Annotated in this window: 12 protein-coding genes; all 12 read right to left on the reverse strand. The window is 40.7% G+C overall.

The annotated features are described in order from the left end of the window. Window positions 1–65 precede the first annotated feature (65 nt). Entirely contained in the window at window positions 66–1,421 is a 1,356-nt protein-coding gene (gene dnaB / locus BIV60_RS13400) for a replicative DNA helicase (protein ID WP_071356238.1), read from the reverse strand. A 238-nt stretch (window positions 1,422–1,659) separates the two neighbouring features. Beyond that, window positions 1,660–2,109: a 50S ribosomal protein L9 gene (gene rplI, locus BIV60_RS13405; RefSeq protein ID WP_071356239.1), complete on the reverse strand. Its 450-nt coding sequence runs from the start codon at window positions 2,107–2,109 to the stop codon at window positions 1,660–1,662. Continuing rightward, window positions 2,106–4,079 (reverse strand): DHH family phosphoesterase, encoded by a 1,974-nt coding sequence (locus tag BIV60_RS13410; RefSeq protein ID WP_071356240.1) that lies wholly within the window; start codon window positions 4,077–4,079, stop codon window positions 2,106–2,108. The genes rplI and BIV60_RS13410 overlap by 4 nt, the downstream gene beginning before the upstream one ends. 24 nt (window positions 4,080–4,103) lie before the next feature. Next, a complete protein-coding gene (locus BIV60_RS13415; protein ID WP_071356241.1) occupies window positions 4,104–5,045 on the reverse strand; it encodes a YybS family protein in 942 nt (313 codons plus the stop codon). 274 nt (window positions 5,046–5,319) lie between these two features. Continuing rightward, window positions 5,320–6,207: a UTP--glucose-1-phosphate uridylyltransferase GalU gene (gene galU / locus BIV60_RS13420; protein WP_071356242.1), complete on the reverse strand. Its 888-nt coding sequence runs from the start codon at window positions 6,205–6,207 to the stop codon at window positions 5,320–5,322. Between the two features lie 130 nt (window positions 6,208–6,337). Then, window positions 6,338–6,577, reverse strand: a complete 240-nt coding sequence (gene rpsR / locus BIV60_RS13425; RefSeq protein ID WP_071356243.1) for a 30S ribosomal protein S18 — start codon at window positions 6,575–6,577, stop codon at window positions 6,338–6,340. 52 nt (window positions 6,578–6,629) lie between these two features. Beyond that, window positions 6,630–7,142 carry a single-stranded DNA-binding protein gene (gene ssb / locus BIV60_RS13430; RefSeq protein ID WP_071356244.1) on the reverse strand — a complete coding sequence of 171 codons (513 nt, stop codon included), beginning with the start codon at window positions 7,140–7,142 and terminating at the stop codon, window positions 6,630–6,632. A 66-nt stretch (window positions 7,143–7,208) separates the two neighbouring features. After that, window positions 7,209–7,496 (reverse strand): 30S ribosomal protein S6, encoded by a 288-nt coding sequence (rpsF, locus tag BIV60_RS13435; RefSeq protein ID WP_071356245.1) that lies wholly within the window; start codon window positions 7,494–7,496, stop codon window positions 7,209–7,211. 167 nt (window positions 7,497–7,663) lie between these two features. After that, on the reverse strand, window positions 7,664–8,764 hold the full coding sequence (gene ychF, locus BIV60_RS13440; protein WP_071356246.1) for a redox-regulated ATPase YchF: 1,101 nt from the start codon (window positions 8,762–8,764) through the stop codon (window positions 7,664–7,666). Window positions 8,765–9,123: 359 nt separating this feature from the next. Continuing rightward, on the reverse strand, window positions 9,124–11,154 hold the full coding sequence (locus BIV60_RS13445; RefSeq protein WP_371261530.1) for a molybdopterin-dependent oxidoreductase: 2,031 nt from the start codon (window positions 11,152–11,154) through the stop codon (window positions 9,124–9,126). A 294-nt stretch (window positions 11,155–11,448) separates the two neighbouring features. Next, complete coding sequence (locus tag BIV60_RS13450; RefSeq protein WP_071356248.1) at window positions 11,449–11,646, reverse strand: DUF951 domain-containing protein; 198 nt, start codon at window positions 11,644–11,646, stop codon at window positions 11,449–11,451. Between the two features lie 18 nt (window positions 11,647–11,664). Next, window positions 11,665–12,537: a mechanosensitive ion channel family protein gene (locus tag BIV60_RS13455; protein ID WP_071356249.1), complete on the reverse strand. Its 873-nt coding sequence runs from the start codon at window positions 12,535–12,537 to the stop codon at window positions 11,665–11,667. Window positions 12,538–12,635 lie beyond the last annotated feature (98 nt).

The following is a 12,635-nucleotide window of genomic DNA, read 5'->3' on the forward strand; positions in this document are numbered from 1 at the left end:
CGTAATAATATTAATCTAGTAAAATAAAAAGGCTAGCCCTTTTTAAAGAGGCTAACCAAAGTTTTTTACGCTCCTTGAGGGTCGTTATAACGAGTCTCCAAGTTGACGAACTTATTATATTCTTTTACAAAGGCTAATTGGACGGTTCCAACCGGACCGTTACGCTGCTTGGCAATAATGATCTCAATAATATTCTTATCCTCTGATTCTTTATCATAGTAATCATCACGATATAAGAAAGCAACAATATCCGCATCCTGCTCAATACTACCAGATTCACGAATATCAGACATCATCGGGCGTTTATCCTGACGCTGCTCGACACCACGGGAAAGCTGGGATAGAGCGATGACTGGAATCTGAAGCTCACGCGCTAACTGCTTAAGGGAACGGGAAATTTCCGAAACCTCTTGCTGGCGGTTTTCACCAGAACGGCCGCTTCCGAGAATTAACTGCAAATAATCAATCAAAATCATTCCAAGCCCGTGCTCCTGCTTTAAACGGCGGCACTTCGAACGGATATCACTAATCCGGACACCTGGAGTATCATCAATAAAAATACCTGCGCTTGACAAGCTGCCCATTGCCATTGTCAGCTTACCCCAGTCATCATCTGTCAGGGAGCCGGTACGAAGCCGTTGCGCATCAATATTCCCTTCCGCACAAAGCAGACGCATTACAAGCTGCTCTGCACCCATCTCAAGACTAAAAATCGCAATGTTTTCACCCGTTTTATGGGCAACGTTTTGAGCTACATTTAGTGCGAATGCCGTTTTACCTACCGACGGACGGGCACCGACAATAATTAAGTCATTTCGCTGGAAGCCTGCCGTCATGCGGTCAAGATCAACGAAGCCTGTCTCTAGCCCCGTAATTTCACCTGCGCGCTGATGCATGGTTTCAATATTATCATATGTCCGAACAAGGACATCCTTAATATTATGAAAGGCACCGGCATTTTTCCTTTGGGCTACCTCAAGGATACTTTTTTCCGCTTCACTTAGTAGTGTTTCCACTTCATCCTCGCGTGAATACCCATCAGTTGCAATTGTTGTAGCTGTGCGAATTAACCGGCGCAGCAATGATTTTTCTTCTACTATTCTAGCGTAATATTCTATGTTCGCTGCCGTTGGAACCGAACCAGCTAATTCACTTAAATAACTGACCCCGCCAATATCCTCTAAAAGCTTTGAGGCGGCTAAGTCTTCCGAAACAGTTATTAAATCAACCGCTTTTCCGAGGTCGTTAAGTTTCAACATAACATTAAAGATTTTTTGGTGGGAAGCACGGTAAAAATCTTCGGGAATTAAGATTTCCGAAGCTAAGGTTAATGAGGCAGGCTCTAGAAAAATTGCTCCAAGAACAGCCTGTTCCGCTTCAATATTTTGCGGCGGCATACGGTCAGCAAATACATCACTCATCTATTAAAACCTCCTATGTGAGAAGGATGTTTATAAAAATATCTTATCGTATAAAGAAAACTCGCCGATTGGCGAGCCCCTAAGGGCGGTTCATAAGGCGTAGTTGTCCTTATGCCCGATAGGAAAGTCATACTTTCCTATCGGCCAAAGAAAAAAGTGACCAGTAAAAAACCGATCACATCATTTCTTCATGTTTTTTATTCTATCATGTTTTCCCTGAACTTTTCACTGTAAAAAATTAGTGTACTTCTTTTACATGAACATTCAATGTTGCTAAAACTTCATGATGAAGCTTCACTGGAACTTTTGTATGGCCCAGCGTGCGAATGGCATCGCCCAATTCCATTTTACGTTTATCAATTTTAATTCCATGCTTTTTCTGTAATTCTTCAGCAATCTGTTTGGATGTGATGGAGCCAAACAGCCTGCCACCCTCACCGGCTTTTGCCGATAATTCAACGGTTACTTTCTCCAATTGCTCTTTTAATCTTTTCGCTTCAGTAAGCTCTTCAGCTGCCGCTTTAGCTTCTTTTTTCTGTTGACCCTCTAAAGTACTCATATTGGACTGCGTTGCTTCAATTGCCAGCCCTTGTTTGATTAGAAAGTTATGTGCGTAGCCGTCAGCCACATTTTTAATTTCCCCTTTTTTTCCTTTTCCTTTAACGTCTTTCAAAAAGATTACTTTCATTCTTTGTTGCTCCCTTCCAAGTATTCATCAATTGCAAGCTTCAATTGATTTTCAGCTTCCTCTATTGTAACACCGTTTAGCTGTGTTGCTGCATTTGTTAGATGCCCGCCACCCTGCATGATCTCCATGATGATTTGGACATTGATGTTTCCTAACGATCTGGCGCTAATCCCAATCGCTCCTTCGCCCCGTTTGGAAATCACAAAGGAGGCAATGACCCCTTCCATGGTTAATAACGTGTCAGCTGCTTGAGCGATAATCACTTGATCATTAATTTCATCCTCGTCGCCAACAGCAATGGCAATTCCTTCTTTGTAAAAGGATACCGATTCAATCAGCTTGGCTCTTTTTATATACGTATCAACGTTTTCCTTTAAAAACTTTTGAACGAGGATAGTATCTGCCCCGTGTGCCCTTAGGTAAGAGGCAGCATCAAATGTGCGTGTACCGGTTCGTAAAGTAAAACTCTTGGTGTCGACAATAATTCCCGCTAACAGGGCAGTGGCTTCAAGCATCTCAATTTTTACCCGTTTTGGCTGGTATTCAAGAAACTCTGTCACAAGCTCGGAGGTAGACGAAGCATAAGGCTCCATATACACAAGAATTGGATTATGGACAAAATCTTCACCGCGGCGATGATGATCAATGACTACAACATTATCAATTTTATTTAACAACCGCTCTTCCATCACAAGGGAAGGCTTATGGGTATCGACAACAACTAGCAGCGTTTTATCCGTCGCAATCTCCATTGCCTCTTCAGGTCCGATAAAACGGGAATAAAGCTGTTCATGCTTTCGTATTTCCTCCATCAGACGGCCAACACTTGTTTCTAACGAGTTTGAGTTGACTACAATATAAGCTTCTTTTTGATTCATCTGTGCCACTTTATAGATCCCAATCGAGGCACCAATTGAATCCATATCAGGATTTTTATGGCCCATAATCATCACTTTATCACTGGCCAAAATTAAATCCTTCAGAGCATGAGAAATCACCCGGGCCCTCACTCTTGTTCGTTTTTCAATCGGGTTGGTCTTGCCACCAAAGAATTTCACCTTGCCGTTAGGCTGCTTGATGGCAGCTTGGTCGCCGCCTCTGCCAAGTGCCAGGTCAAGGCTCGATTGTGCCAACGTTCCCAATTCAGGAAGGGAAGAGACCCCTGCGCCAACCCCAATACTTAAAGTAAAAGATACATTATGCTTTGAGGTCATTTCTCTTACTTCATCCAGGATAGAAAACTTATCCTTTTCAAGAATATGTAAAATACTTTCATTAAAAACAGCCATAAACCGTTCGGAAGAAATCCTTTTCAAGAAAATCCCATTATCCTGCGCCCACTTATTTAAGATAGAAGTAACCAGATTGTTGATGCTTCCACGCGTCTGATCATCCATCCCTTGAGTAAGATCATCATAATTATCTAAAAAGATAACCGCAATCACGGTTCGCTCATCATGATACTTTTTTTCAATTTCTGTTTGCTCTGTCACATCAAAGAAATAAAGCAGGCGTTCTTCGTGCCGATGGATGACCCTGAATTTCCGATCGTGAAGGGTAATGATTTCTGTTTCCACTTCCTGCTTCACTAATGGGACCAGTGCATCGGCAATATCATACAGGGAGCGGCCAATCAGCGTATCCTCATCAAAACAAGAGGACAGAAAGGGATTGGACCACTCAATATAATAGTCTTCATTAATAAGCATAATTCCAATCGGCATTTCCATTAAAGCCTCTTCACCGACTTTTTTGACCCGGTACGATAGGGTGGAAATATACTCCTCCATTTCTTTCCTTTGGCGAATATCAATGACGAACATATAGTACAACGGAATAAGCATCAATAACAGCCCGGCCAAACTTAGAATCCAATTATATAAAAACAGGATTATGAGCAGCACCACTGTAACGGCTATTAACCCGTAAAAGGGATAACGAATGGAACGTTTTTCCAAAAATGCAGGCATTTTTTCAGCTCCTAACAGTAGTCATCACTCTTTTTTCTCAAATCGCTTTCTTAAATCCAAACCTAAATCAATTATACCTAAAATTCTAATAATAGAAAGAAAAATTGGAATGAATGCCAGTATGGTAACGACCACCCGGACACCTTTTGAAATATTTCTCTGATGGAAAAGAAAATAAAGAAAGGCAAAGCCCTGTAACACCATACACAATTCTAATATGTAAGTTAAATTCATTAAAGCAGCGTAATAATAAGTACCTTTTTCGGGATGGGACAGTAAATTGGCAGCCAGCACTATTAAATAGTACCAAAGAAGGCTCCTTGGCAAGGAAAGCTCCCTGAATTTCCCCCAAGTTGGTGTTGATATGCCAAATCTTTTCGCAATCGGGAAGCAAATTAGTTGAATCACAAAAACGGAACATATCGAACTCATAATTAGCACACTCGGAGCTAAAACCTGAAGTATGCCTAACATATTTTCATTTTGAGTAACAACTTTTTGATATTGCTCCTCGGTCATCCTCGATTTTAACAATTCCTGCGATTGAAGGGTAGATTGCTTAAAGGCCTTCAGCAGTTCATGGAACAAATCAAAGTGGAAAAAGGCGACACTGATTACATAAAGGATGACAGCCCCAACCATAAAGGTAAGTGTGCCTGATATTAAGATACTTGTCCGGCCTTTATTTTTTTGAATGAAATAGCCCATTACGGCGCCTGTTGTTCCATAAATCAGCGTAATCGACAAACCCATAAAAGAACCGGCAATAAAGGAAATAAACAGAGCTGCAACAAAGAATGCTGCCGTATATTTTAAATGATTTTTTGCAGTAAACATGATAATGGGCAGCGGTAAAACAAAGTTTATGATGACTGCCAAGAGCGGAACATAAATCGTCAATAACAAAAGAACGGTAAAGGCTGCTAAAAGGATTGCACCCTCAGTTAAAATACGAGCATTTTTCACTTCTTCACCCCTAATATTTCTCAAACCTGTACTTTTTATTTTAGCCAGTTCATCAGAGCAATTCAATAAAACAGGCTAAGAAAAGCGCAAGCGCCTTGGTCAGGGACGACAAGCACAAGACGAGCCGGCGAGAAGGTTGCTTTTTAACCTTCTTGACGGATTGGCTTGTGACCTCGAGCCCCTAGGCGCTGGAGCTGGACAATTCTCGAAGTTGAAATTCTATACTTTCTCCAAATAAAAGAAAAGCCCGATATCTCGGCTTTTCCAAATTGAACTATTTGATTGTTAGCATCTCATTATGCTTTAGTTCCTTAATTAAGTAATTCAGGAACTCTTCCCTAAGGTCTTCTCTTCGTAACGCAAACTCAACTGTAGCTTGAAGGAATCCCTGCTTGTCACCAACATCATACCTTTTCCCTTCAAAATTATAAGCATACATTGCTTCTTTGTGGGCAAGCTCTTTTAGGGCATCGGTTAACTGAATTTCTCCGCCTTTTCCTGGCTTCGTTTTTTCTAACAGGTCAAAAATAGCCGGATTAATAATATATCTGCCTAGAATGGCAATATTGGAAGGGGCTGACCCTGAAGCAGGTTTTTCAACTAAACCTTTAACCTTGTAAATGCGATCTTCAATTTCTTTTCCTTCAATGATTCCATATTTATCGGTATCTTCTGTTGCTACTTCCTGGACACCAAGAATCGTTGTTTTGTATTCCTCATATTTTTCAATCATTTGCTTTAAACATGGTTTTTCAGAATAGACAATATCATCACCAAGAAGGACAGCAAATGGCTCGTTACCGATAAAACTTTTCGCACAATAAATTGCATGTCCAAGCCCTTTTGGTTCTTTTTGTCGAATATAATGAATATTAACCATTTCTGAAATTTGCCGAACTTCGGCTAGCAGTTCAAGTTTACCCCTTGATTCCAATTCAAGCTCCAGTTCTACAGATTTATCGAAATGATCCTCAATTGATTTTTTATTTCTTCCGGTAATAATTAAAATCTCCTCAATACCGGACTCTACTGCTTCTTCAATGATATATTGAAGCGTTGGCTTATCAACAATTGGCAGCATTTCCTTTGGCTGCGCTTTTGTTGCCGGCAGAAATCTTGTCCCCAAGCCGGCTGCCGGAATAATCGCTTTCCGTACCTTCAACCTATTCTCCTCCTTTGAAAATCTTTACCTGATTATATTCTAACATAGTATTGTTTCATTAATATTTTCTTAAGGAAAATTAAGTATAAAAAAAGGCAGCAGGGAAGAACCCTGCTGCCTTTTATAGTTACTATTCTCCAGCCACGAATGGTAGTAATGCCATTTGACGTGCACGTTTGATTGCAACTGTTAGTTTACGTTGGTATTTAGCGCTAGTACCAGTTACACGACGTGGTAAAATTTTTCCACGCTCAGAGATGAACTTTTTAAGTAAATCTACATCTTTAAAATCAATGCGAGTGATGCCGTTTGCTGTGAAATAACAAACCTTACGGCGCTTCGCACGACCGCCTTTGCGTCCTCCTGCCATGAAAATTCCCTCCTTCATGTTTATTATCTAGTAACGTTCATTAAGGTTTACTCTAGAATGGAAGATCGTCATCGGAAATGTCAATTTGACCATTACCCGCAAATGGATCCTCATCCACCCGTGTAAAGCCTTGGTTGTTGTTCGGACGTTGATTCTGATTGCCGCCGCCATAAGGATTGCCTTGCGGTTCCCTTGGAGGTGCTCCATAGAACTCATTGTCGTTTCTGTTGCCGCCGCCGGATGCATTTCTAGGCTCAAGGAATTGAACACTTTCTGCTACAACTTCCGTAACGTATACACGTTTTCCGTCTTGTCCTTCATAGTTGCGAGTTTGAATACGACCATCAACACCTGCAAGGCTGCCCTTTTTCAAAAAGTTCGCCACATTTTCAGCAGGCTTACGCCAAACAACACAATTAATAAAGTCCGCTTCACGTTCACCTTGCTGATTTGAAAATTGACGATTTACAGCTAAGCTAAAAGTAGCAACAGCAACTCCACTTGGCGTATAACGCAAATCAGGATCCTTTGTTAAACGGCCTACAAGAACGACACGATTCATCATCAGAATCAACTCCTTTTCTCCCGGTAAATGTTCCATGTGGAACAATTATTTCCAGAAATATTTATATTAAGCTTCTTCTTTAATTACGATATGACGAATGATATCTTCGCTGATTTTTGCAAGACGAGAAAATTCTTGAACTGCAGCAGCTGAAGATGTTGTTTTAACGATTTGGTAGTATCCATCGCGGAAATCATTGATTTCGTACGCAAGACGACGCTTACCCCAATCTTTTGTTTCAGCAGTTTCCGCACCATTTTCAAGAAGAATTGTGTTAAAACGCTCAACTAGAGCTTTTTTAGCCTCATCTTCAATATTTGGACGGATGATGTACATAACTTCGTACTTGTTCATCACATTCACCTCCTTTTGGTCTGAACGGCCCACATTTGGGCAAGGAGCAATTTTTCATTACTCACAAGTTAAGATTATAGCATAGGTATTTTGGAAAAGCAATGGTGTTCACCGATTGTCCATCATACAATACAAAAAGCTCTGCGAGATGCAAAGCGATTTAATCATTAAACATTAAAGCGGAAGTGGATGACGTCTCCGTCTTTAACAATATAATCTTTACCTTCTAAACGAACTTTTCCAGCTTCTTTTGCCGCGTTATGACTGCCGGCTGCTAGCAAATCTTCATAAGCCACTGTTTCAGCACGGATAAAGCCGCGTTCAAAATCGGAGTGAATAATCCCGGCACATTGCGGCGCCTTCATGCCGTTTCTAAATGTCCAGGCACGAACTTCTTGTACACCTGCTGTAAAATACGTAGCTAAACCAAGTAAGCTATAGGCCGCACGGATAAGTTGGTCTAAACCAGACTCTTCAATTCCAAGCTCTTCAAGGAACATTTGCTTTTCTTCCCCTTCAAGCTCAGCAATTTCCTCTTCAATTTTAGCACAAATCACAATAACTTCTGCATTGTCTGTAGCTGCAAATTCTCGGACCTTTTGAACGTATTCATTGCTTGATGGGTCAGCAACATCGTCTTCACCAACGTTTGACACATAAAGAACAGGTTTACTCGTTAATAGATGTAGTTGCTTAACAAATTTCATTTGTTCTTCTGTAAATTCAATTGTACGCGCCGGTTTTTCCGCTTCAAAAGCATCACGAAGCATCGAAAGGACTTCAAATTCAGCCGCTGCATCCTTATCCTTTTGCTTAGCCAATTTTTCAACGCGGCCAATCCGCTTTTCCACACTTTCCATATCAGCGAGGATTAACTCTAAATTAATGGTTTCGATATCGGCAATCGGATCAACCTTACCGGATACGTGTGTAATATTCTCATCAGCAAAGCAGCGTACCACCTGACAAATGGCATCTACTTCACGAATGTGGGAAAGGAATTTGTTCCCCAAGCCTTCACCTTTACTTGCACCTTTTACAATCCCTGCGATATCGGTAAATTCAAATGCCGTTGGAACCGTCTTTTTAGGCTGTACAAGCTCTGTTAATTTTGTTAAGCGATGGTCGGGAACCTCTACAATTCCGACATTCGGGTCAATTGTACAGAAGGGATAGTTTGCAGATTCCGCTCCTGCCTGTGTAATCGCATTAAATAAAGTGGATTTACCAACGTTCGGCAATCCAACGATACCAGCTGTTAAAGCCATTTAAGTCACTCCTCAAATACAAATTATCTATGATAAAAAAGTTAGTTCAAAATTAATTGAAAAGCCTCTAACAATTATAGGCATTTCAAGCTAAAAAGACAAGATAAATAAGAAAAGCGGAAGCGCCTTGGTCAGCCCCGACAGTGCTTGCGGGCCTGACAGTGAAGTCGTTTTTTGACTTCATCGGCATGCCTACATCATTGAACTTTCCTCCATGCAGGCAGCGACGAGGTGAACAGCACTTCTTTGAATATGCATTGCCGCTGGAGCAAGAAAGCGACCTAGGAAAAAAGCAGTTCATTTTTTCCCTAGAGGGGCTAGGCGCTGGAGCTAGACAATAAATGAACTGCCGCAAATGATCACGACAGTTCATTTATTTTTTCAATATTGACAAGACAATCATAAAGCGTACTTCCAAGTCGATTATCAGATGGCCTGCTGGAAGTGAGGTTATTAACCGACCCGCCAAATTCCTTCCAAATCCCCTCATCGATATTGATTAGATTCACATGAGAAATTTTTAAAATAGTAACATACCCTTTCACTTCACCACGATCATTCCAAACACGCACAAAATCCCCTTCCATAAGCTTTAATTGTTCCGCAATGTTTTGGGCCACTTCTACTTTCACTTTTGGTACTTGTTTCCAGAGCTGATAGTTTTGCGAATGGTTTGAGCGTAAAGGGTGAATCGTCAATAAATGATAGGGGTATTGATTTGCTAAATCCGGATTGTTCCATTTTGATTCAATCGGTACGGATAATTTTAATAAACCTTCCTCATCACTTAGACGATCTAAATTTGAGGTAAATTCGAATTTGCCCGATGGTGTTTTAAATTTCCGGTCCTGCCACGGAATCATCGTTACTGGCAGCTCTAAAGTATGCTGTTCCTTTAGTTTTTCAATCGTTATTCCATTTCCCTCTAAAGGTTTTAGAGCCATGGCAAAAAACTGATCGCTTGTAAAAGCAAATTCCTCACCGAAGCCAAGTCTTTCGGCTAACTGGGTCCAAATCCACAAATCTGGTTTTGCTTCTCCTGGGGCCTCAACAAGCTTTGGTCCGTAATTCACATAATGATGGTACATAGAGGAGTAATAAAAATCCTCTTCTTCAAAAACAGTCGTTGTTGGCAACACATAATCCGCCAATTTAGCGGTATCAGTCATAAATTGTTCAATAACGACAAGGCTTGGAACAGAAGCAAAAGCTTTAGCAACCTTTTGTGAATTCGGGACCTGTGTCAAAGGATTGCCGCAGGTAACAATAATCATTTGAACAGCCGGGTCTTTTGCCGTTAAAATTTCTTCCGCTTGTTTCATAATAGGAAACTGTCTGTGCTGTTGTTTTCGATAGGGAAGGGTCAGCTCACCGAAGGCAAAGCTTTGTCCCACTTGACGGTTTGCATAGTTGGCACCACCTCCAGGTATCCCGATATTCCCGCTAATTGCAACAAGTGCATCAATTAACCGAATCGTGTTGCCGCCATTTTCATATCTTTGCATTCCAAGACCCATAAACACAGCCGTTGGTTTATTAGCAAATACCGCTGCCAACCTGGTCATTACCTCGATAGGTACCTCGGTCATTTCACTTAGTTTTTCTATTGTGATACTTTCAAGGAGTACGAGTAAATCTTGAAAACCATGTGTAAATGCTTCAATAAACTCACGATCCTCGAACTCCAACCGAAGCATCTCTTTCATAATCCCGGCAGCAAGGAGGCCATCCATTCCTGGTTTAATCGATATATATTCATCCGCCATTTTGGCCGTTGCGTTAAAAATTGGATCAATCACAAAAACAGTGGCGCCGCGTTTTTTAGCTTCCAGCAATTTTTCATAAAAATGCATGTTTGTCCGTGTTACATTTCTTCCCCAGATGATAATGTTTTTGCTATTTAATACATCATTTGGTTCATGACTCCACGCTTCTCCAAAATCCCATCCCTGGGCTTCAATTCCAGCCCCCCAGCAAAGTGAACCGACAATTTCAGTTACTCCGCCGTAGCAATTAAAAAAGCGCTGATCGAGGTTTTTGAGAATCCCGTTATTGGCGTAATCGTGACTGTGAAATACAGCAGTAGAGCCATAAGTCTCCTTAATATCCTTTAATTTTTCAGAAATTTCTTCAAGAGCCTGCTCCCATGGAATCTGTTGAAACTCACCATTTACTTTTTTTAATGGATTTAATAATCGCTGCTGGGAGTTGGTTCTTGCTTCAAGCATTCGACCACGTCCGCAAATTTTCCCCTTTGTAATCGGGTGTGACGGATCCCCATCCACTTTGATTACTTTATTTTCTTCGATTGTCACATGGAAGCCGCAGCTATCCCAACAATTTAACGGACAAGCAGATTGATAAACTTTAGCCAAACCTTCCACCCCCATTACATTTCTTTCTTTTCCTATAAGATTAATAGTTTCTTTGAAATGATTATTGTCCAGCTCCAGCGTCTAGCCCCTCTAGGGAAAAAATGAACTGCTTTTTTCCAAGTCGCTTTCCTGCTCCTGCTTGCAATGCATACTCGATGAAGTGCTGTTCACCTCTTCGCATGCCTGCATGGAGGAAAGTTCAATGATGTAGGCATGCCGCTGAAGTCAAAAAACGACTTCACCGTCAGGACCGCAAGCAGCTGTCGGGGCTGACCAAGGCGCTTCCGCTTTTAAAATAAGAAGCATGAACTATTCCTCATGCTTCACCAAAATTTTCTTCATTTTCCGGGAAAACTCTCTTCGTGGGATTAAAACACTGTGACCGCAGCCTTCACATTTAATCCTTACATCCATGCCCATGCGGATAATTTTCCATCGGTTGGTCCCGCATGGATGCTGTTTTTTCATTTCAACGACATCATTTAAGGCGAATTCCTTTTGTTCCATAGTATCATTCTCCTTTCCTTATTTTTTCAGATCTATGCTATTTGAATAGGCAACAAGCTTCGGCATCGGAATTTCAATACCATGTTGATCCAAAACAAGTTTAATTTCCTTCCGAATCATCCTAGTAATATAGGCCTGCTTCATTGGCTGAGTTTCAGCTACAATCCTTAAGATAACCTCTGTAGCACTCATACTCTGTATTCCCAAAAGTTCTGGCGGTTTAATTAACACTTCATATTGAGCTGGTAATGTCTCTAATAATTCACCAATTACCTTCTCTGCTTTATCAACATCTTCTCCATAGGCAATCGCCACATCCACGACTGCGACACTATTATTAATTGAAAAGTTGGTTACTTGAGTAACACTCCCATTTGGTAAAATGTGGATTTCCCCTGTCCAACTTTTTATTTTTGTTGTTCTTAAACCAATCGTTTCAACATTTCCCTCAAATTCACCTACCCGGATATGATCTCCCACAGCAAATTGGTCCTCAAAAATAATAAAGAACCCTGATAGAATATCTTTAACAAGACTTTGTGCTCCAAAACCAACGGCTAATCCGACAATCCCCGCTCCGGCAAGCAATGCCTTCACATCAATCGTTAACACAGAAAGAATCATTAAAAACGCAATAAAGTAAACCACATAGGATAGAACGCTGTCCAGCAGTCTTGAAAGTGTTTCTTCTCTGCGCTCAACTGTTCTAAAAGGGGAACGATTGCGGATTTTGAAGATATTATGAATCATGATTTTGCCAATCCGAATTAAAATATTCGAAATGATTAAAATGGCGATAATTTTTAATAAACCTTCACCCAGCGTTAGCCATGTATTTTCACTTTGAAATTTATCAATCAATTTTTGCAAACTTTTTTCCGTAAAACTCATGTACGCACCATCCTTACTTCCATTATTCAAAACCTATTTTACCAAGTTTTTATTTTTTATTATAGTACGGAGTTTTTCTACTTTAAAAGGGAATTGTA

Source organism: Bacillus sp. MUM 116 (genome assembly GCF_001866655.1).
GTDB lineage: Bacteria > Bacillota > Bacilli > Bacillales > Cytobacillaceae > Neobacillus.

What these genes read in the sequence shown, in the direction of transcription:
- BIV60_RS13410 (WP_071356240.1), bottom strand. Translation starts at nt 4,079, where the DNA reads ATGCCTGCATTTTTGGAAAAACGTTCCATTCGTTATCCCTTTTACGGG.
- rpsR (WP_071356243.1), bottom strand. Translation starts at nt 6,577, where the DNA reads ATGGCAGGAGGACGCAAAGGCGGTCGTGCGAAGCGCCGTAAGGTTTGT.
- ssb (WP_071356244.1), bottom strand. Translation starts at nt 7,142, where the DNA reads ATGATGAATCGTGTCGTTCTTGTAGGCCGTTTAACAAAGGATCCTGAT.
- rplI (WP_071356239.1), bottom strand. Translation starts at nt 2,109, where the DNA reads ATGAAAGTAATCTTTTTGAAAGACGTTAAAGGAAAAGGAAAAAAAGGG.
- BIV60_RS13445 (WP_371261530.1), bottom strand. Translation starts at nt 11,154, where the DNA reads ATGGGGGTGGAAGGTTTGGCTAAAGTTTATCAATCTGCTTGTCCGTTA.
- BIV60_RS13450 (WP_071356248.1), bottom strand. Translation starts at nt 11,646, where the DNA reads ATGGAACAAAAGGAATTCGCCTTAAATGATGTCGTTGAAATGAAAAAA.
- dnaB (WP_071356238.1), bottom strand. Translation starts at nt 1,421, where the DNA reads ATGAGTGATGTATTTGCTGACCGTATGCCGCCGCAAAATATTGAAGCG.
- rpsF (WP_071356245.1), bottom strand. Translation starts at nt 7,496, where the DNA reads ATGAACAAGTACGAAGTTATGTACATCATCCGTCCAAATATTGAAGAT.
- ychF (WP_071356246.1), bottom strand. Translation starts at nt 8,764, where the DNA reads ATGGCTTTAACAGCTGGTATCGTTGGATTGCCGAACGTTGGTAAATCC.
- BIV60_RS13455 (WP_071356249.1), bottom strand. Translation starts at nt 12,537, where the DNA reads ATGAGTTTTACGGAAAAAAGTTTGCAAAAATTGATTGATAAATTTCAA.